Genomic DNA, 21,461 nt, shown 5'->3' with positions numbered 1-21,461 from the left:
TTTCACTCCAATACTATTTCTATGGATTTTGGTTTTTAGTTGGCTGAGTTGGCTTTACCGGTTCTTGGGTCACAGGTGCTGCTTGTGTTGCTGGAACCTGGGTTTGAGGTTGCTCTGGAGCTGCTGTTACTTCAGGAGCTCTTGTAGCAGGAGCAACTGGTGTAGCTGCACTTGTATCCGCCGCACTTGACGGTGTTGAAGGCGTTGCATCATTTTCCTCAGCATTATTATTCGAATTACTATTATTGTAATTGCTATTGTTATTGTAGTTATAGTTATAATTTGGAGTCACATTTGGCTCTACATAAGTGTCTTCTTTTTCTTGTACTGGTGAGTTTTGCTGTGGCGCATTTTTTTGAATATCCACAGTTGATTGTGTTTCTTTTGTCTCAATATGCTGCAATTCAGAAATTGTTTCTAAATCAAGTGATTTTCTCAGTACATTCGAAATTCTCAATTTTTCTTCTTCTGGGATGACAAAGTAATAAATTCCATTAATCATCGCTCCGTCCCCATTAATGGTATCTGTTTCAAAATGTTGAAGAGCTTCTTTGTGAGTTTGCACAATTTGGAATAATTTTTCAACTGTAAAATTCGTTTTTACTGAATTTTCTAAAGTTTTTAAAATCTCTTCATATTTCGTTACTGAACCTAATGACAGTAATTTTTCGACTAATTTTTGAATCACATATTGTTGACGTTTCTGTCTACCAGTATCTCCTTCTGGATCATCATAACGCATACGTGCATATCGTAATGCTGCTTCTCCATCTACATGTCGTGTCACACCTTCCGTAAACGACTCATCTTCATAAGTAAATGTCAATGCAGGAGTAATTTCTAATCCCCCAACTGCGTTTACAAGCCCCATCAAGCCTTGCATGTCTACTGTTACATAATAATCAATCGGGATATTTAACATATTTTGAACACTATTAATCGCAAATTTTTCTTTCCCAAATGCATACGCGTGGTTCAATTTGTCAAAAGTCCCATACCCGATAATCTCCGTATAAGAGTCACGTGGAATACTAATCATCGTTGTTTTCTTTTGTTTTGGATTAACGGTTACCAACAACATTGTGTCTGAACGGCCCACTTCTGTATCACGGCCATAGGCACCATTATCAATCCCCAAAAGTAATACTGAAAAACTACTATCATCTGTTAATTCTTTATCTCTTAGTTGCAGCGTATCTACTTCCTGATGAATCGCATCCTCTGCTTGCGAAATACGGCTCCATGCATATGCTACTCCCGCAATTAGAACAGCAACAATAGCGATTGCTACGGTAAGGATAATTTTTCTATTTTTTTTACTTTTTCTTTGTTTTCTTCTATTTGATATTTTTTCTTCGTTCACTCTCATTCATTCCACTCCAATAACTATACAATCAGTTAATTATACCATAGATTCCCCTGAACTCATGAGTATTTATAGTTTTTTAAGAATTAACTTCTTCGTTAAAATAATCCTTTTTAAACTGAAACCCAAAAATCCAACCCTTTATGGTTCCTATTCCATATGCAAAATGAATGGCTATCATAATCAACGGAATCCATAATAATGTAGGGTTAAATTTTTGCTTCGAAATTTCAAACGCTGATAACCCTAAGACCGCTAATATATATAGCGAAAATACGGTCACGAGCGGCTCAAAACTTATTGGCGTTAACAACATTAAAACTAATAAAGTTGCCACAAATACTCCGGGCCCAAAATGGAATAGAGATAAACAATCACGACAAACATGCGACGTTAATCCTATCCAATATCCATTAGCAAATTTTTGATGGATCATTTTAGACAATGTTGGGCGAATATATTGAAACGATTCAATTGATGTATCGTACCAAATTTTAAATCCATTTTTACGAATACGATAATGATATTCGTTATCTTCTGTACGAGTTAGTTTTTCATCAAAATATCCAACCTGATTTACAACATCACGGTGATACATCCCTTGGAACACAGAATCTACATAACGACTCTCATCCCCTTTACGGTAGTTAGCAATACTACTCCCTAACGCAGATTCTTCAACAATATGTAGCGTTTTTGAAAAATCATCATCTGCTTGTACGATAGTCGGTCTTCTTCCTCCACAAACCTTTTCTCCAGATTCAATGACTTTCACATTCGCTTCAATAAAATTAACTGGAATTTTGGAGTGCGCATCAATCTTTAAGAAACACTCTCCTTCAGAATTTTTAAATCCTAAATTAAGTCCTGTGTTTAAAGTTTTTCTTGGATTGTCTAAAATTTTAACACCGTAAAACAAGTGCTCATTTTCTAGTTTGAATTGATCCATTAAAGAACGCGTACCATCAGTCGACATTGCGTTCACTAAAACGACTTCGATATTTTTTAATGGATACGTTTGATTTTTTAAGCTTTCAAAAATTTCTGGCAAATAATCTTGCTCATTATATGCGCTAATATTAACGGAAACTAACATTTTTCCACCTCTTGGTCATATGATAAAAGGATTGGAACAAAACATCCCAATCCTTTTTATTTTATTTCTTTTTATTCGCAATATCAATCAATTCATCATGTAATTCTTGTTCAGAATAACTTTCAAAATTTTCGATAAAATTATATACACGATTAATTTGAGAATTGTCTGCAATTCCAATATGAATCTTCGGAAAGACTTGTTTTGGATTTACTTCCCCTTCATTTAATAATTCCTCGTACATCTTCTCACCTGGACGTAATCCAGTAAACTTAATTTCAATATCACCTTCGCTAAATCCTGAAAGACGAATTAAGTTTTTCGCTAAGTCTACAATTTTCACCGGTTTTCCCATATCAAGAACGAAGATTTCTCCGCCTCGAGCAAGAGAACCCGCTTGAATGACTAATTGAGCAGCTTCTGGAATGGTCATAAAGTAACGAACGATATCAGGATGAGTTACCGTAATAGGTCCTCCTTCAGCAATTTGCTTCTTGAAGAGCGGTATTACTGAACCACGTGAACCTAAAACATTCCCGAAACGAACCGCAACGAATTTTGTATATTCACTACGAGTCGCCATATCTTGCACAATCATTTCGCAAAGACGTTTCGTCGCTCCCATAATATTTGGTGGGTTAACGGCTTTATCAGTCGATACCATTACGAACGATTTAACACGCGCATGACTAGCAGCTTCTGCAACATTTCTTGTTCCAAGAATGTTATTTTTAACGGCCTCACGAGGGTTAATTTCCATCAACGGTACATGCTTATGTGCTGCAGCATGATAAACTACATCCGGTTTATACTTATCCATCACTTCGAAGATACGTTTTCGATCTTGCACATCGGCAATCACTGGCGTAATTGTGAAGTGTTGCGAATATTTGCCAACTAATTCCATATTTAATTGGTAAATACTATTTTCACCATGTCCTAAGATGATGATTTCTTTTGGTTTAAATTTCGCTACTTGACGGCAAATTTCTGAACCAATCGAACCACCCGCTCCAGTAACAAGGATTTTCTTACCACGTAGTTGTTTTTCAATCATCGTTTGATCGAGTTCTACTGGGTCACGACCTAGTAAATCTTCAATCTCCACATTTCTTAGTTGTTGAACATGTAAGTTCCCACTCATAACATCATCAATGTTTGGTAAAATAACGCATTCTGCACCGGTCTTGCGGGCTACATCATATACTTCGTTAAGTTTCTTGATTGGAAGAGATGGCATCGCAATAACTACTTTTGTAATCCCCATTGTATCCACAATACGCTCAATATCCTTAATAGCACCAAGAATACGAACTCCATAAATATCTTTACGAAGTTTATCTGGATCGTCATCCACAAAGGCAATCGGGTCCATTCTCATTGCTGGATGCATGAGCATTTGACGAACTAATAAAGTACCTGCAGCTCCTGCTCCTACAATTAAAGTAGGTTTCGCATTTTCCATAACGCTAGTATCTGCAAAGAATTCACGGAACACACGCATCGATAGACGAACTCCACCGATTGAAATCACCAGCAATAACCAGCATACGATTAAAAATTGCCACGTTACTTTCGTGTCAAAGAACGCTAAGCCTGAAATTGTAGAAACAATTACCGTTGCAGAAACACATTTCACAACCGTAATGACTTCATAGACACTGGCATATTCCCAATCTCTCCAATATAAATTGAAGAAATAAGAAAAAATATAGTAGGCGATTAAAGATAGAATCGCCGTAATCGTTAATCCGTGAATATTACGAATCAACCCTTCAGTTACTAATCGAAATCCTAAAAATACTGAACCAACAACAAGTAACGAATCGACGATGAATAATAATAAAATTCTAAATCGATTATTCATGAAATCATCCTCTCTTATTGTCCAAGCACTTCTTGAATTACTTCTAAATAATTTTGAACAATATAGTCAATATCCTCATCACTTAGTAGTCCGTGTAACGGTAAAGTTACTTCATTTTCAAAGAAGCGGTAAGCATTTGGGTAATCTTCCATTTTGAAGCCTATATTTTGATAAGCTGTTAATAAAGGAAGTGGTTTATAGTGAACATTACATGAAATTCCACGTTCAGCCATTTTAATAATAATCTCGCCACGTTGATCATAGGAAGCCCCTTTAATGCGTGTGATATATAAATGACGTGAAGATTGATAGTTTTCACCTTCATGTTGTAGTACTTGAATACGTGAATCAACTGCTAATCCAGCATCTAATTGACGAACGATTTCTTTTCTACGCTCTAGCAATTGAGGATAACGTTCTAATTGACCTAACCCAATAGCCGCCATTACATCGGCCATATTACATTTATATCCTGGAATGACAATGTCATATTCCCAAGAACCTGGTTTGATTTTTGCTAAAGCGTCTTTGGTTTGTCCATGTAATGAGTATACTTGGAATTCTTTATACATCGCTTCAGAATCCAATTCATTTGCTGGATTCCAAGTAATACATCCACCTTCAGCAGTCGTTAAGTTTTTAACGGCATGGAATGAGAAGGATGCAAAGTCTGCTAACTGAGCTACAGAAACACCATCGCGGGTCGTTCCAATCGCATGCGCACAGTCAGAAACGACAACAATACGATTGAAGTGACGTTGTAAGTTTGTCTTTGGCTTAAACAAGCTTCGTTTAGATTCAACCACTTCAAAAATACGACGATAATCACATGGGACACCTGCTAATTCTACTGGAATAACTACTTTAGTTTTTTCAGTAATTGCAGCCTCAAGAGCATCATAATTCATTTCAAAATGGTCTTCTTGGATATCCACCATTACTGGTGTTGCTCCAACGTGTTCAATCACACTACAAGAAGCCGTATACGTAAATGCTGGAACAATCACTTCATCTCCAGGTCCAACGCCTAGTACACGTAACGCTAATTCTAGAGCAGCTGTTGCTGAGTTTAAGCAAACCACTTTTTCTGTCCCCATAAACTCTGCTAATTGACGTTCAAATTCTTTTGTTTTAGGCCCGGTTGTAATCCAACCAGACTTTAATACCTCGATTACATTATTAATTTCCTTTTCTGAAATATCAGGTGGTGAAAATGGAATATTTCTAACTTTCATGTTGTTCCCTCCAAGTTATTTTAAAACAGCAATCACAGTTTTTACCATAATTGCGATATCTTTTTTTAAACTACATTCATTTAAATAATCAATATTGTATTGCATTTTTTCAGGCAGGATATGTTGGATATACGCTTCATCCACGCTCAACCCTTGCTCTGTCCATTTTGCAATTTTTTCAGCCTCATGTCTAAATTCAATAGCGGCTAATGAAGTAACTCCGGCTGGCAGCAGGAGTGTTGTTTGCATTTCTGGAGTATATGCATCTACATATTTTTGAACTTCAGGTCTAGCCCCTACAAAAGACATATCTCCAATTAGTACATTCAACAATTGTGCCACTTCATCTAGGCGATAATTTCTTACACGACGTCCTACTTTTGTAATTCGTGGGTCATGATCTTGAGTAACTAATGGTCCTACTTTGTCTGCATTTAAAATCATTGTTCTAAATTTAAAGATTTTAAAAATACGTCCATTAGTAGTGACCCGCTTTTGTCTATAAAATACCGGTCCTCCATCTTCTAATTTTATCGCAATTGCAATGATGATAAATACAATTGATAAAGGAATTAGAAGTAGCAAGGACACTACTATATCAAAAATTCGTTTTGAAATTAAATACCCCTTTTTCTGTCGAAGTTCTTTTTGTTTGTTAATTACGAGTTCATTCCTCATAAATTCTGGCAAAGAATTTTTTTCTTCCATAACTTCTCCCCTCATGCCTAGATAACCTTTCCTATTATACCATACTTTCTTCTTTTGAGGTAAATTTCTCTATTAATCTTGAATAAATTAATCGTAAATTTTTGAAAACAAAAAACTGAAAATATCTATTCGACATTTTCAGTTTCAATCATTATTTATTAAATTTTCTACTTTAATGAATAATTTTTTCTTCAAGAAGGCTTTCCCATATATTTAAAGCCAATTCTTCTTTAGAATTTTCTGGAAGATTCACTATATGTCCATCTTTTGTTAACAAAGTGACTTGGTGACTGTCCGAATTAAAACCGATACGAGAATTTGAGACGTCATTGGCAATAATGACATCTGCTTTTTTCTTTTCTAATTTTGCTTTTGCATATTCAAGCACATTCGTCGTTTCTGCTGCAAAACCGATAACTATTTGTTCTTCTCGTTTTGAATGACCTAATTTTTTTAAAATATCTGGATTTTCTAGCAACTCTAGCGTCAATCCTAATTCATTTTGTTGTTTTTTTATTTTTTGATTTGAACGATTGGCCACATAGTAGTCCGATACTGCAGCTACCATCACAGCAATGTCTGTTTTGGGAAACAGATGTGTGACTACATCATGCATCTCAAGTGCGCTTTCTACATAAGTCACTTGAACGCCGTAAGGAACTTTTAATTGCTTTGTGGTTGAAATCAACTGAACTTCGGCTCCTAAAACGGCAGCAGCTCTCGCTAATGCATAGCCCATTTTCCCAGAAGAATCATTTGAAATATAGCGAACTGGATCAATTCTTTCTTTTGTTCCGCCTGCAGTGATTAATACTGACTTCCCTTTCAAAGGAGACTTACTTACTCTTTTGCTTTCCAGAAAAGTGATTTGTTCAAAAATTTCTTCAGGTTCCGGTAAACGTCCTTTCCCAGTATAGCCTTCAGCTAAAAATCCAGTTGCAGGTTCAATCACTGACTTGCCATCTTCAACAAGTTGCTTCACATTTCGAACCGTTGCTGGATTTTCCCACATATGTTCATTCATCGCTGGAACTACATAAATAGGAGCAGTTGTTGCTAGTAAAGTACTTGTAACGAAATTATCAGCAATTCCATTAGCCATTTTCGCAATCGTATTGGCCGTTGCAGGTACAACTATAGCCACATCTGTCTGATCCGCCAAATGAATATGTTGAACCTTATTCGCTTCATCTTCGTCAAAGGTATCGATGTGAACTTTATTCTTCGTTAACACTTGAAATGTTAATGGTGTGATGAATTCGCACGCACTCTTCGTCATTGCTACTTCAACATTTGCCCCTGCTTTTACAAACAAGCGGACGAGTGTTGCAGCTTTAAACGCGGCAATGCCACCTGTTACAAAGACGGTTACGTTTTTACCCTTCCACATACACTATCCTCTTTTCTTAGAAACCGATAGTAAAACAGATGCAATAATCGGTGTCATAATAGACGCCGCTATCGCTTCTGCAATCCCATTTGACATTACAATCCCCATAAGTACAAGAGGCAATTCAGCTACCGTCTTTCCTGTTAATTCTGCATATTGTCCTGCCATCAGTAGATAAATCAGGCCTAAAACTAAAACGGTATTCATCAGGCTTCCTAAAAACCCTGACAAAGCCATTCTTAATTTGTCATAAGTAATTACTTTGTTCATTTTATGATAAAACAAGGCAATGAGTCCTCCCATTAACAACCTTGGAAGTATTGAAATGAAAGGATTTGTAAATATCATAAAAGTTACTGCATTTCCTGAAGTAAACGCACGTAAAAAGGAACTGAATCCCCATGCAAATCCAAGAAGGAATCCTGCTTTAGGTCCTAAAACAATTCCTCCAACAATAACGGTAATATGGATAATGGTAATATCTAAAATAAATAAGGGTAAATTCCCCAAAAATGGTACAAAACTTTGCAAAATAATAATGGCAATAAACATCGCACTTAATACCATTTGAAAAGTCTTTTCTCTTTTCATACTGTCACCTCAAGTCTTAATGATTGTATTATACTAAGCTTTCTACTCTCAATCAACGCAAAAAAACTGAAAATAGCTTCAAAATTCAACTTTAATCAGCTATTTTCAGTTTTTTAGAAAGCATTATATATAAAATCTGTCGCGTTCGTAAAATCAGTAAAAATACTATACAGGATAATACATGTAATGATGACATAAAACAACAGTGTCCATCCAACTAGTGAGTCTAACTTTTTGACCCAATTCTCAATTCTTTTTTTCATGATAATCCCTCTTAAACTCCTATCCTCTGTTTCTTCTAGGAAAGTATACCACATTCCTATGCTGAAGAATATCCCCCTTAAAATACATTTAAAAGTTTTAATACTTTCTTAGATATTTCGCCGAATAAAAAACACCTAAGGTTCCCCTTAGGTGTTCAGGCTATCTATTTATTAGATTTTAGATACAGCTTCTGCTACCAATGCTTCAACTTCTTCTACAGTTGCACATTCGTTAATCGCTTTAGCTGCTAATGCTTGCATATCGCTTAATGTTAATTTAGAAATTAAGCTACGTGTTTTTAGAACACTTGACGCAGACATTGAGAACTCATCTAATCCAAGACCTACTAATAGAGGCACAGCTGTTTGATCTCCAGCCATTTCCCCACACATTCCCGCCCATTTGCCTTCTTTGTGTGCTGAATCAATTACGTGTTTGATTAACGTTAAGATTGATGGGTTGTATGGTTGGTATAAGTATGAAACGCGTTCGTTCATACGGTCAGCAGCCATTGTGTATTGGATTAAGTCGTTTGTTCCGATACTGAAGAAGTCCACTTCTTTCGCGAATTGGTGAGCTAAAACTGCCGCTGCAGGAATTTCAATCATGATACCTACTTGGATATCGTCGCTGACTGCAACACCTTCTGCGATTAATTTAGCTTTTTCTTCTTCTAATAATGCTTTAGCGCCACGGAAATCATTTAATGTCGCAATCATTGGGAACATGATACGTAATTTACCGTATACAGATGCACGTAATAATGCACGTAATTGTGTACGGAACATTTCAGGTTCATTTAATGAAATACGAATTGCACGATATCCTAAGAATGGGTTCATTTCGTGTGGTAATGGTAAGTATGGTAACTCTTTATCCCCACCGATATCCATTGTACGTACGACAACAGGTTTTCCATTCATTCCTTCTAAAACAGCTTTGTAAGCTTCAAATTGATCTTCTTCTGTTGGCATTTCGTGAGAATCCATGTATAAGAATTCTGTACGGTATAAACCAACACCTTCTGCACCATTGTTTACAACACCTTCTAAATCTTTTGGTGTACCAATGTTTGCAGCCAATTCAACTTGATGGCCATCTTTAGTGTAAGTTTTTGAATCTTTTAATTTTTCCCATTCAGCTTGTTGAGCCGCAAATGCTTCAGCTTTAGCACGGTATTCAGCAACCACTTCTTCAGATGGGTTAAGGAATACATCCCCTGATAAACCATCCACGATAATGATATCTCCGTCTTTAGCAATTGAAGTCACTTCTTTAGTACCAACGATTGCTGGAATTTCTAAAGAACGCGCCATAATAGCTGAGTGAGAAGTACGTCCACCAATATCAGTAACGAAAGCTTTTACGTATTGGCGATTTAATTGAGCTGTATCGCTCGGTGTTAAATCGGCAGCTACGATAATCACTTCATCTTTGATAGTTGCTGGGCTAGGAATTTTAACGCCTAAAAGGTGAGCTAAGACACGTTTAGATACGTCACGAATGTCCGCAGCACGTTCTTGCATATAAGGGTTATCTTCCATTCCTGCAAAAATAGAAATAAACATATCTGTTACTTCTTTTAATGCAGATTCCGCATTAACTTTGTTAGATGTAATGCTATCTTTTACTTGTCCAATTAATTCTGGATCGCTTAAAACCATTAAGTGAGCATCGAATACTTGTGCTTCTTCTTCACCTAAGTTTTTTAAAGCTGTTTCCTTGATTAATTCGACATCTTTGATTGACGCTGCTAATGCATCATCCAAGCGTGAAACTTCTTTTTCTGAATCTTCTACAGTCACTTTTGTCACTGTTAAATCAGGTTCAGTCAAAGTATATACTTTGGCAATTGCGATACCATCACTAGCAGCAATCCCTTGTAATGTTGGTTTCATATTATTCAGCTAATCCTTCTTTTTTCATTGTTTCGTCAATTCCTGCTAATGCTTCTGCTTCGTCAGCACCTTCAGCAGTAATCACTACGTCAGCACCTTGGCCAACACCTAATGACATAACGCCCATGATTGATTTTAAGTTAACAGATTTTCCTTTGTATTCTAATTGGATATCTGAACTATATTTGCTTGCTGTTTGAACTAATAAAGTTGCTGGGCGAGCGTGGATTCCTGTTTCTGCGATTACATGATATTCTTTCTTTTCCATATTGAAAGTCTCCTTTGAAAGTAAATTTTGTTTTAAGAAATGTACATTCGAGAGCATGTAGTCCTCAAAAATACAACCCTTTCATTTAATAAGGTTACCATTTTTTTTCGATTTTAACAACTATTTCAATATATTTTTTAAAAGCACTTTCATCTTACTGAGAGCAAGCTATTCATCCTTTTTCAAAAAAATTAAATTTTCAAAAAAAGAGAGATGAAATAATATTAAAAACGCTGTATAATAATATTAATATTCGACATAAATAAAGGAGGCTGTGTCTGAAATGAAACTTATCGATATTACTAATTCCCACTCTCAACTTGTCAATGAACAGTTAGCTAACACGGATGTTTTCTATATCAAAGTATACTCTCTTGGCCAAACAACTGTTTTCTATGCTGACGCTGCCACTCACCGTGATATTGTCATCTTAAATAAAAAAAGACGCATTAAAGATGTTGAAATTGAATTTGTCGTTCATCGTTTGTTCCATATGGAACCTGATGGCCTTGATATTATCCATGCAGATAACTTTGTTGAAATTAGTATCCCTGTGGAGAAAAAACGACCCTCATTTAATTAACGGAAGCAATCATAAACCGCTAATGAAGCAATTTCATTAGCGGTACTCTTTTTTTATATTGAGCCGAAAAAGACCATATATGGTCTTTTTGCTGATTTAGATTCCAACCATGTCTAAATAGAGGCGATGTGAATAACTATCTGTCATCCCTGATATAAAGTCTGTTGCTAAAAGAAGACGTAAGTATAATTTTTCTACTTCACTCTTTCCTTTAGCAAAATAATGATACGAGCGTCTCTGACTTTCAGAAATGATACCAATCTTCTTCAATTCTACATAGTCTAATTGGCGATTCGTGTCATACGCAACTAAAGAAGGCACGAAACTATCTAATAAATAGGTCAACGTCGTATAGCCAGCAATTTCTAGTCTCAAAATCCCTTTATGATCATAAATTTGTTCTTCAGAAAGTTTTCGAAGGATGAAATATAAATCTTCAGCCCAAGAATTTTTGAATAAATCTTGGTTAAACGTTCCTTCCATAATTTCATCATAATGATTCACAAAATTATGACGTGCTCCATCGATTAATTTATCTCGTAAATCCACAAAGAAACGATTCACACTGAAAACTTCTTCATCGATAGTCGTTAATATTTCACGAGTATGAACGGAATGTGGTGCGTTATATGCATCATTACTCAAATTAGCTAGTAGAAATTCTCGCACATCTCTAAAAGAAATCACGCCTTTTCCAATCGCATCTTCCATATCTGCAACCAAATATGCAATGTCATCTGCTGCTTCTAAAATAAAGGTCAGTGGATGTCGATTAGTGCCTGTTCCCGTAATTTCCGTCACTGTTTTAAACGCATCTTCTTCTGAATAGAAATACCCAACTTTCTTAGAAGTTATTTCCTTTGTTTTTTTATAAGAAGAGGGGTAAGTATATTTTAAAATCGTATTTAAAGTAGCCACTGTTAAATCCAAACCTTCAAATTTTCCTTTAAAATCATGAAGTTTCGAAACAATGCGTAGGGATTGAGCATTCCCTTCAAAACGATAAAAATCATTTACATATGGACTTGATAAAAACTCATCAGCAACATCACTTCGTTCTCTCAAGATATTAGGAAGATTTTTCTTAAACCATTGACGGATAATATCTTCTCCAAAATGTCCGTACGGAGGGTTTCCTAAATCATGAACTAAACTCGCACATTCAACAATTTTCAAGACATCTTCTTGTCTATCAATCATTTCTTGACGACTGCTATCAGGTTGCTTTTTAACTTCTTCCTGTAAAAGAATCACAATTTCTTTAGCCAAGGACCTCGCCACCATAGCAACTTCTAATGAGTGCGTCAGTCTCGTATGGATAAAATCAAGTCTTTCTAAAGGAAATACCTGCGTTTTATCTTGCAAACGTCTAAAAGCCGGACTCGTTACAATCCGTTTGTAATCATCATCAAACTCATTGCGGTGAGTCGCTTTTTTCCCAGAAATACGTTTTGTTGATAGTAATTTAGACCATTCCATAAATCATACCCCTTCCGTTACCTCTTACCATTATACCAAAAGTTCGTCCACCTTTGGAATTTTGCGCATTTGATTGAGATAAACTGTGATACAAATTATGAATGAAACGAAATCTGAAACAGGCCCTGAAAAAATAAGTCCATCCACTCCAAACAATGTTGAAAGAAGAAGCATCACTGGAAGTAGAACAAATAATTGACGTGTCAGAGATAAAATTGCCCCTAATTTCGCTTTTCCGATTGCAGGGAAAAATGTTGTCACAATAATAGTTATTCCATTAATAAAAGTGAAAAATAGGTAAGCACGCGCATATCGAACGCCAAATTCATAATAAAGAGCGTCCCCGCTTCCAAACATTTGAATGAGTTGCAATGGGAAAGCTTCGAATAATATCCATAGTATTGTCGACAGTATCAAAGTGACTTTTAATAGCAAGTTCATCGTTTCATGGACGCGTGAATATTTCTTCGCACCATAGTTAAATCCTAAAATCGGTTGTGCTCCTTGATTTAACCCAATCACAACTGCAATGAAAATAACGAAAATTTTACTTACAACACCTCCGACTGCAATCGGAATATCACTACCGTAAACTGATTGTGCACCATACGTACGAAGTAAGTTGTTCGATGTGATTTGAACGATGGTCGCAGAAATTTGGAAGATGAACGAGGTTAACCCAAGAGATGCAATGACTTTTACATCTTCAAATGATAATTTAAAATCGCCCTTCTCAAAATGAACCGATCTAAACCGTGGAATGTACGCTACTAATACAAGGGCAGAAACGATTTGACTGATTACCGTTGCCCAAGCAGCTCCAGCAATCCCCATATTAAATCCAAAGATAAATAACGGATCTAACACTGTATTCAGCAACGCTCCTATAATAATCGCCATCATCGAATATGTTGCTCTACCATCTGCACGAACGAGTGGATTAAACCCAATTGAAAACATAAAAAATGGAATCCCCAGCGCTGTAATACCAGCATATTCACTGGCATACCCTAAAATTTGATCGGTTGCACCAAATAAATTCAGTAAAGGTTGTAAGAACAAGAGTACAATACTCATAATCATTAATCCAGCTGTTAAAAGTAACACAACTGCCGTTCCTGCCACTTCACGCGCATGTTTATCTTCCTTTCGTCCTAGCGCCAAGTTAAAGTTCGAGGCAGCACCAATTCCTACCATTAATCCAATCGCCATACAGATAGTCGTAATTGGAAAGGCAATATTCGTAGCCGCATTCCCTAAATACCCTACTCCTTGTCCGATAAATATTTGGTCAACGATATTATAAAGAGCATTTACCACATTCGCGACAATCGCCGGAATCGCCATTTTTCGAACCAGTGTACTAATTTTCTCATACCCTAACGGATTTTGTTTTTCTTCAACTACCATCAAAACTCTCCTTTTCAATCAGTTATATATACGCATAAAAAAAGTCCCTCCACAAGCGGAGAGATCTACCAATACATTTATCTTAACTTTGCAACCTAAATTTGTCAAACATCCCATCCCACTATTTCGGTTTCAGAAACCCCAGCGAGCGCTCCATAAAAAAGCAGCAACTGACGCTCCAATTTTAGCGATAACTAATTTTTCGTAAGACTCGTCTTTTTTTATCCGCATTTTGATTTATGGCGATTTAAGAAGCATCGCTCACCTTATAAAATATACAAATAAATTTTTAATGCTTCGTTCTGGAGAATCATGCGTAGTCTATAAAACCGGTCGCGGACGCTCCAATTTTAGCGATAACTAATTTTTCGTAAGACTCGTCTTTTTTATCCGCATTTTGATTTATGGCGATTTAAGAAGCATCGCTCACCTTATAAAATATACGAATTAAATTTTAAAACTCGTTCTGAAGAATCATGCGGATTCTATAACAACACCAGCGGACGCTCCAATTTTAGCGATAACTAATGTTTCGTAAGACTCGTCTTTCTTTATCCGCATTTTGATTTATGGCGGTCTAAGAAGCATAGTTCACCTTATAAAAAATACGAATTAAATTTTAAAACTCGTTCTGAAGAATCATGCGGATTCTATAAAAGCAGTTGCATCATTATAAATTAACTGTTTTTTAAATAGACGCAGTAGATGATTGGATTAAGCTGCATCATTCATGATTTGCTTAATCCTAATCATCCTTGCGGGGGTAAGACTACGAAGGAAAATGAACTCACACCGTGAGTTCATTTTTTCTTCTGTCTTACTCCCAAGCTGAGAGACTTCGGCTCGAACCGGTATCCCATTACAGCTTTTATGAAGACATTCGCATTGATTCGAAAGAACGAGACCACAATAAAAAATACAAATTCCCTATATTTTTAAAGTAGCACTCATCCTCTTCTTAAACCACCTAGCCATAAATCAAAACCTTCGGTTTTATTATTAAGCACAAAAAAGACTCGTATTGCTACGAGCCTTTGAAAAATTAGTCTTCAAGCGGGCGAGAGAAGTTTGCAATCTCGCGTTGTACGTATTCTAAGTACGCTTCGATAGACATTGATTTAGTTTCTTTAGAACCATAACGACGAACCGTTACAGTACCTTCTTCAACCTCTTTGTCCCCAATTACTAATTGATAAGGAATTTTTTGAGTTTGAGAGGCACGAATCTTGTACCCCATTTTTTCATTACGGTCATCAAGTTCCACACGCATTCCTAAGCGAGCCATTTTTTCTTTTAACTCACGTGCAGCATCATAATGATGTTCCACACTTACAGGAATGATTGTTGCTTGAACTGGAGCTAACCAAGTTGGGAATGCGCCTTTGTACTCTTCGATTAAGTAAGCTACGAAACGTTCTGCAGTAGATACAACTCCACGGTGGATAACTACTGGACGGTGAGTGTTATCTCCATCTTCCCCAACGTAAGTTAAGTCGAAGCGTTCTGGTAATAAGAAGTCTAATTGGATTGTAGACATTGTTTCTTCTAATCCCATTGCTGTACGGAATTGAATATCTAATTTAGGACCGTAGAATGCTGCTTCACCGATAGCTTCGAAGTATTCTAATCCCATTTCATCCATTGCTTCTTTTAACATTGTTTCAGCTTTGTTCCACATTTCATCGTCATCAAAGTATTTATGTTTATCTTCAGGATCACGATAGCTTAAACGGAAGCGGTAGTCTTTAACGTTGAAGTCACTATACACTTCGCGGATTAAGTCTAAGATACGTTTGAATTCGTCTTTAATTTGGTCTGGACGAACGAATGTATGTCCATCGTTAAGAGTCATTTCACGTACACGTTGTAAACCTGATAGGGCACCTGATTTTTCATAACGGTGCATCATTCCTAATTCAGCAATACGGATTGGTAATTCACGGTAGCTGTGGATGTGGTTTTTGTAAACCATCATGTGGTGAGGACAGTTCATTGGACGTAATACTAATAATTCGCCATCGCCCATATCCATTGGTGGGAACATATCTTCTTGATAGTGAGCCCAGTGACCTGAAGTTTTGTAAAGACCTACATCAGCCATAACTGGAGTGTACACGTGTTGGTATCCAAGGCTGATTTCTTTATCCACGATGTAACGTTCAATTGTACGACGGATTGTAGCTCCTTTTGGTAACCAGAATGGTAATCCTGAACCTACTTCTTGGCTAATCATGAATAAGTCTAATTCTTTACCTAATTTACGGTGGTCACGTTCTTTAGCTTCTTCACGCATCTTCAAGAATTCTTTTAAGTCTGCTTTATCAAAGAAGGCTGTACCGTAAACACGTTGCATCATCTTATTGTTAGAGTCACCTCTCCAATAAGCTCCAGCAAGTGATAATAATTTGAAGACTTGGATACGTCCAGTTGAAGGAACGTGGATACCACGACATAAGTCAACGAAGTCTTCTTGTTGGTAAACAGTGATTGTTTCATCTTCAGGTAAACCGTTAATCAATTCTACTTTATAAGGGTCGTTTGCGAAGATTTCTAGCGCTTCTTTACGGCTTACTTCACGACGAACGATTGGGTAGTTTTCTTTAACGATTTTCATCATTTCTGCTTCCACTTCTGGAAGTGCATCTTCTGTTAATTGATTTGGCATATCCGTATCGTAGTAGAATCCTGTTTCGATTGCTGGTCCTACCCCGAAGTGAATTCCTGGGTATAAACGAGTTAATGCGTGTGCTAATAAGTGGGCTGTTGAGTGTCGTAAGATTCCTAATGCATCTTCGTGGTCTGGTGTAACGATTTCGATAGAAGCATCTTCTTCAATAGCGCGATCGAAGTCTACTAATTCTCCGTTCACTTTACCTGCTAATGCTTTTTTTGCTAAACTTTTACTAATACTTTCGGCAACTTCTTTTACTGTAATTCCTTTTGGAAACTCCTTAACGGCACCATCTGGAAAAGTAATTTTAATCATTGACATTTTCTTCCTTCTTTCCTTTTGAAAATTTTAAATCAAACAAAAAGTCCCATAGTTTACTACTGCAAACTATGGGACGTCATTCTCTACGTGGTTCCACCCAAATTCATTTGTCTCTCATCGACAAACCTTAAACGGACTAACGCTCCGATACGCCTTACTCTACTCATTTCAAGCAAGGATTCAAAAGTGGTAAAACTATTCTGGATAAAGTGTTGCACCAACCCACTTTTCTCTAAAATGTAACCAAGAGATAGTTTCTTGTCTTTTTCATCATTTTCAAAATATTTAGTTCATTAGTATTTAACCACTAATCTATTTTATTTTCAAGCATTTTAATTAAGATAGATTTCTGTGATTAATCCCATCTACAAAATATTCTTTTGCTAAGAAACGAATCCGCTCAATGAGACGTTTTGCTTTAAGAAGTTCTTGGTCTCCTTTATTTGAATGAGCAAAATGCACTTCTAACTCATCCATCGTGAAGTTCGAAGTGAAGAACGTTGGTAATTCTTGCAACATACGGTGCTGTAAAATCACCATCAATACTTCATCTCTAAACCATGCACTATTCATTTCGGCACCGATATCATCTAAAACTAAAATAGGTGTATTTTTAATCGTCATTAGTTTTGATTCAACCGAATTTGTCGCAATCGCTTGTTTAATTTCTGAACTATAAGTTGGAACATTGACTAAAGTCGTCTCAATCCCATGTTCAGACAATTCATTCGCTAATGCTCCCATCATATAAGTCTTTCCAACTCCAAAAGGCCCTGCTAAGTATAAACCTTTTTGATAATTGGCACCCTCTGGTTTGTATCCTTCGATGAATTTCAATAATTCCCCAATGACATCTTGTCGTTCTGGCGTAAGCGCCGTATCTGAGAAACGTGCTTCTGCGATATTTTTCGGCATATTAATCGAGTGAATCAATCGTCTACGTTTGCGTTCTTTTTCCTGGCGAATCGCTTCTTCAGTCCGACTATAATTTACTAAAATAAAGCCATTATGCACTTCAAGTGACGGTTCTAATCCTGGAGCTTTTACAGCTTGTTGATTTTTCCTAGCATCTCTTTCCATAATGAATTCTAACAACGCAGAGGTTCCTTTACGAACGGCTTGCGGATCTAATTCACTTTTATGACGCTCTAAAAAAGATTTGACATCTTCATCAGAATAAATTTTTTCTTCGATGGCTTTTAAATTAGGAATCTTTTGATCCGCCTCTCTTTGATTTAATAATCCTTTAAAACCTTCCATTGTGGTCACCTCCATTATTGTTGTTCTTTTTGTTGACTCGTTTTTAATTTTGCAATTTGATTGGCCAAATGATTTGAAACTTGTTCTGGTTGACTCTTACTTGGTGTAGGCGTTTGTTTTTCCTTCGTCTTGGACTCTTTCGCCCACTCTGGTAATTGCTCTTGATAACCACTATTTTTTCTGTAGTTATTCTTACCTGCATTATGCAATTGCTGTTTCCGCTTAACCTCTCTTTGTAAATCACGGTTCCTTACAGCATCTATCGCCTCATTAGCACTTTGAATTCCTTTGGTCGCCCAGTCGTTAGCAATCGCATCTACAAAGTTCCTTGCAAGCGTCGCATGATCCAACTGAACTAGCGCATAGTGGAATAAAATATTCAACACTTCATTTGGCAGACCACTCACGGAGACAAGATCAAAAATTAATTGTCTCTCTGCTTTAGAAACATACCCTTTTTTCTGCGTCTTAATACTGGAGACAAAATCAATTGGCGATAATTCTTTTGCTGCTTGAATTAACATCCCGATTGCTTCATCTTCTACAGAAGAGACTTCTTCAGACGTTTCAGATTTTTCTTTCATTTCTTCTGTGACAGAATGATCTTTCTTCTCTCTCATTAGATTCACCTTATTTTGGGCGGCTTCTTGACCTAATTTCAGTAAGAATTCTTCATCAATCACTTTAGTCGATAAATCTGAAGCAATCACTAGGAATTGAGCGATTTCTGATTCTGAAAATCCGTACGCTTTATACAGTACATCAACGATTCTTTTGACTTCCTTCGTTAAAGAATCCAAATCAACAAATTCCGTCTTCAACAGTCCTTCAATCAGTTCCCAATCGACCTCAGATGAAAATTCCATTGGTGATTGTTGTTTTACATCCATCACCATTCTTTTTTCTTGAGAGAAATTTCTAGTATATGACTCCATATTGTAAGGAAGTCGGTACACTTCTTCAAATTGAGCACTATTGGAATCTCCTAAATCTCCTACATTAGTAGCTAAAAATCTCTGCTTCAACTTTTCAAACCGATGATTTCCCACCTGATTCAATAGTAAAGTGGACAGAAGCGCATCTTTAAAAAAGAGTCTTGGAGAAGTTGGTGCTAGCAATTCCATCGTATACGTTTGAGGACGAGAAGCAGTAGGTTCCTTATGATAGGTCTTCAATAGTCCTATGCCTTCTAGTCTAGATTTTGCTAAATGAAAATCTGGCATTCCCAAGTTTGTCATGGACAGTAATTCAGAAATTGAAAATACTTCGCTCTGGTACGCAGATGGAGATAATTCACCGTATAAAGTAGCATACAAAAGTGTGGCTTCTTTTCCAATAAACGGAGCATATAATTGCATTAAAAATTGTATTTCTCTTTCAGTAATCCAAACCGGTTGAATCACCAAAATTCCGTCCATTGGTTTATATTTGGACCACGGAAATTCTTTTGACTGCATTCCTTCAATTCCTTTCTTTAATCTTTATTGTCCATTTCAAAAGACATGCGTTCTAATTCTTTTAAGAACATTTTTCGGTCTGTAAACTGACGATACACACTGGCAAAACGAATATAAGCAATATCGTCAATTTTAGATAAATGATCCATGACCATTTCTCCAATTAAAGTGCTGGATACTTCATTTTCCCCTTCTTGGTTAATCGAACGCTCAATTTCATTGACAATGGTTTCTAACTGTCCCAATGATACAGGACGTTTTTCAGCTGAACGAACTAATCCATTTAATAATTTTTCACGACTAAATTCTTCACGATTGCCATTTCTTTTGATGACGAGTAATGGTGCTTTTTCTAAACGTTCAAAAGTCGTAAAGCGGTAGCCACATTCTTCACACTCTCTTCTTCTACGAATCGAACGTCCATCATCTGCCGGACGACTATCTACTACACGAGAACCATTATTTTTACATTTTGGACATTGCATAAAAAACACCTCTCCTTTTTGTGCTTATTCGATTAATTATATCATTTTTGTCGGAAATTTTCGAGTAGCCACTGATGAACTCTAGCTTCTAATTCTTCAATAGACCCTTCATTAGTCCAAACGATATCCGCCTTTTTAACTTTTTCTTCTAAAGACATTTGAGAGGCGATTCTCTTTAGAGCTTCCTCTTTAGTTAATCCATTGCGATTTTTTAGGCGCTGAATCTGAGTTTCCACCGAAACAGCCACTACGATTATTTCATCACAGAGAGTCTCATAATGCATCTCAAATAATAGCGGGATATCTAGAATAATGAGCGGGTGGTTTTGTTTTTTCGCCTCTTGTATTTGAAGTTCAATTTCCGTTCTAATCAGAGGTTGAAGCAAGTCGTTGACCTCCTTCAAAACAGAAGCATCACTAAACATTTTTCTGCCTAATTGCGTTCTATCTAATGAACCATCGTCTAGTAAAATAGAGTTCCCGAATCGTTTTGTAAGAGACGTCAGTCCTACTGAATTTTTTTCAACAACTTTTCTTGCAACGACATCTGCATCGATAATCGGAATGCCCGCGTTCTTGAATATATTCGAAACGGTTGATTTGCCACTAGCAATCCCGCCTGTTAATCCAATAACTCTCATCTTTTTCCTCCAACACTTCTTGTAAGACCTATGTTAGTTCAAAACCGATATTGTCGCAAGTTCTTTTTACATCCATCACCCAAAAACATACAAAAATACCGCACCCTCAATATGTACTGACCCCAAAAAGTTAGACAATTAATTTAAGCAAAGGATTTAGTTCTGTATTGTACAGGACTAAGTCCTTTTAATTTTACTTTGATTCGTTTGTTGTTGTAATAATCAATATAGTCGACGATTGCCCCCTCAAGTTCCTTTATAGATTTAAATGTCTTTTCATAGCCGTAAAACATCTCTGATTTAAGAATGCCAAAGAACGATTCCATCATGCCATTGTCAGTACTATTACCCTTGCGGGACATAGATGGCTGAATGCCCTTATCTTCTAAAAAACTATGATAAAACTCATGCTGGTATTGCCATCCCTGATCACTATGGAGAATAGTACTCTCGTATTGTTCTTCTCTAAAA

Annotated in this window: 18 protein-coding genes and 1 other annotated feature; of the genes, 1 reads left to right on the top strand and 17 read right to left on the bottom strand. The window is 36.5% G+C overall.

Annotated features, from left to right (window positions below; all coding sequences use genetic code 11):
• Positions 1-19: 19 nt before the first annotated feature.
• From ADH99_RS01350 to ADH99_RS01310, 9 genes are all read right to left on the bottom strand, one after another.
• Positions 20-1,369, bottom strand: a complete 1,350-nt coding sequence (locus ADH99_RS01350) for an LCP family protein (protein WP_049555013.1) — start codon at positions 1,367-1,369, stop codon at positions 20-22.
• Positions 1,370-1,445: 76 nt separating this feature from the next.
• Complete coding sequence (locus ADH99_RS01345) at positions 1,446-2,462, bottom strand: glycosyltransferase family 2 protein (RefSeq protein ID WP_049555014.1); 1,017 nt, start codon at positions 2,460-2,462, stop codon at positions 1,446-1,448.
• 61 nt (positions 2,463-2,523) lie between these two features.
• Entirely contained in the window at positions 2,524-4,329 is a 1,806-nt protein-coding gene (locus ADH99_RS01340; RefSeq protein ID WP_005606813.1) for a polysaccharide biosynthesis protein, read from the bottom strand.
• Between the two features lie 14 nt (positions 4,330-4,343).
• The gene (locus ADH99_RS01335) at positions 4,344-5,564 is read right to left on the bottom strand and encodes a DegT/DnrJ/EryC1/StrS family aminotransferase (RefSeq protein ID WP_049555015.1); all 1,221 of its coding nucleotides are present in this window, start codon (positions 5,562-5,564) and stop codon (positions 4,344-4,346) included.
• Positions 5,565-5,579: 15 nt separating this feature from the next.
• Positions 5,580-6,272 (bottom strand): sugar transferase, encoded by a 693-nt coding sequence (locus ADH99_RS01330; RefSeq protein WP_198408230.1) that lies wholly within the window; start codon positions 6,270-6,272, stop codon positions 5,580-5,582.
• Positions 6,273-6,444: 172 nt separating this feature from the next.
• Positions 6,445-7,662: a bifunctional phosphopantothenoylcysteine decarboxylase/phosphopantothenate--cysteine ligase CoaBC gene (coaBC, locus tag ADH99_RS01325; RefSeq protein WP_049555016.1), complete on the bottom strand. Its 1,218-nt coding sequence runs from the start codon at positions 7,660-7,662 to the stop codon at positions 6,445-6,447.
• Positions 7,663-7,665: 3 nt separating this feature from the next.
• The gene (locus tag ADH99_RS01320) at positions 7,666-8,253 is read right to left on the bottom strand and encodes an ECF transporter S component (RefSeq protein ID WP_049555017.1); all 588 of its coding nucleotides are present in this window, start codon (positions 8,251-8,253) and stop codon (positions 7,666-7,668) included.
• A gap of 434 nt (positions 8,254-8,687) precedes the next feature.
• Positions 8,688-10,415 (bottom strand): phosphoenolpyruvate--protein phosphotransferase, encoded by a 1,728-nt coding sequence (gene ptsP / locus ADH99_RS01315; protein WP_049555018.1) that lies wholly within the window; start codon positions 10,413-10,415, stop codon positions 8,688-8,690.
• Between the two features lies 1 nt (position 10,416).
• Positions 10,417-10,683 (bottom strand): phosphocarrier protein HPr, encoded by a 267-nt coding sequence (locus ADH99_RS01310; protein ID WP_039849104.1) that lies wholly within the window; start codon positions 10,681-10,683, stop codon positions 10,417-10,419.
• Between the two features lie 283 nt (positions 10,684-10,966).
• On the opposite strand from ADH99_RS01310, the gene ADH99_RS01305 reads away from it, so the two are divergent.
• Entirely contained in the window at positions 10,967-11,266 is a 300-nt protein-coding gene (locus ADH99_RS01305) for a DUF1827 family protein (protein ID WP_049555019.1), read from the top strand.
• Between the two features lie 96 nt (positions 11,267-11,362).
• On the opposite strand, the gene ADH99_RS01300 is transcribed toward ADH99_RS01305, so the two are convergent.
• The 8 genes from ADH99_RS01300 to ADH99_RS01265 form a co-directional block, all read right to left on the bottom strand.
• Entirely contained in the window at positions 11,363-12,745 is a 1,383-nt protein-coding gene (locus ADH99_RS01300) for a deoxyguanosinetriphosphate triphosphohydrolase (RefSeq protein ID WP_049555020.1), read from the bottom strand.
• A 30-nt stretch (positions 12,746-12,775) separates the two neighbouring features.
• Positions 12,776-14,155 carry an MATE family efflux transporter gene (locus tag ADH99_RS01295; RefSeq protein WP_049555021.1) on the bottom strand — a complete coding sequence of 460 codons (1,380 nt, stop codon included), beginning with the start codon at positions 14,153-14,155 and terminating at the stop codon, positions 12,776-12,778.
• 1,042 nt (positions 14,156-15,197) lie between these two features.
• On the bottom strand, positions 15,198-17,141 hold the full coding sequence (thrS, locus tag ADH99_RS01290) for a threonine--tRNA ligase (RefSeq protein WP_049555027.1): 1,944 nt from the start codon (positions 17,139-17,141) through the stop codon (positions 15,198-15,200).
• Positions 17,142-17,213: 72 nt separating this feature from the next.
• Positions 17,214-17,427 (bottom strand) — a binding site (T-box leader).
• A gap of 56 nt (positions 17,428-17,483) precedes the next feature.
• On the bottom strand, positions 17,484-18,407 hold the full coding sequence (gene dnaI, locus ADH99_RS01285; protein WP_049555022.1) for a primosomal protein DnaI: 924 nt from the start codon (positions 18,405-18,407) through the stop codon (positions 17,484-17,486).
• 14 nt (positions 18,408-18,421) lie between these two features.
• Positions 18,422-19,864, bottom strand: coding sequence for a DnaD domain protein (locus ADH99_RS01280; RefSeq protein ID WP_049555023.1), 1,443 nt, complete (start codon positions 19,862-19,864; stop codon positions 18,422-18,424).
• 17 nt (positions 19,865-19,881) lie between these two features.
• Positions 19,882-20,349, bottom strand: a complete 468-nt coding sequence (gene nrdR, locus ADH99_RS01275; RefSeq protein ID WP_005606839.1) for a transcriptional regulator NrdR — start codon at positions 20,347-20,349, stop codon at positions 19,882-19,884.
• 41 nt (positions 20,350-20,390) lie between these two features.
• On the bottom strand, positions 20,391-20,990 hold the full coding sequence (gene coaE / locus ADH99_RS01270; protein ID WP_049555024.1) for a dephospho-CoA kinase: 600 nt from the start codon (positions 20,988-20,990) through the stop codon (positions 20,391-20,393).
• Positions 20,991-21,133: 143 nt separating this feature from the next.
• Positions 21,134-21,461, bottom strand: a 328-nt coding sequence (locus tag ADH99_RS01265) for an IS3 family transposase (protein WP_049555914.1), incomplete at its 5' end; no start/stop codon positions are given.

The sequence above is a fragment of the Granulicatella sp. 572.rep1_STHE genome (assembly GCF_001073445.1).
In the GTDB taxonomy this organism is placed as follows: Bacteria; Bacillota; Bacilli; order Lactobacillales; family Aerococcaceae; genus Granulicatella; species Granulicatella adiacens.
This window is presented reverse-complemented; position numbering and strand designations above follow the sequence as displayed.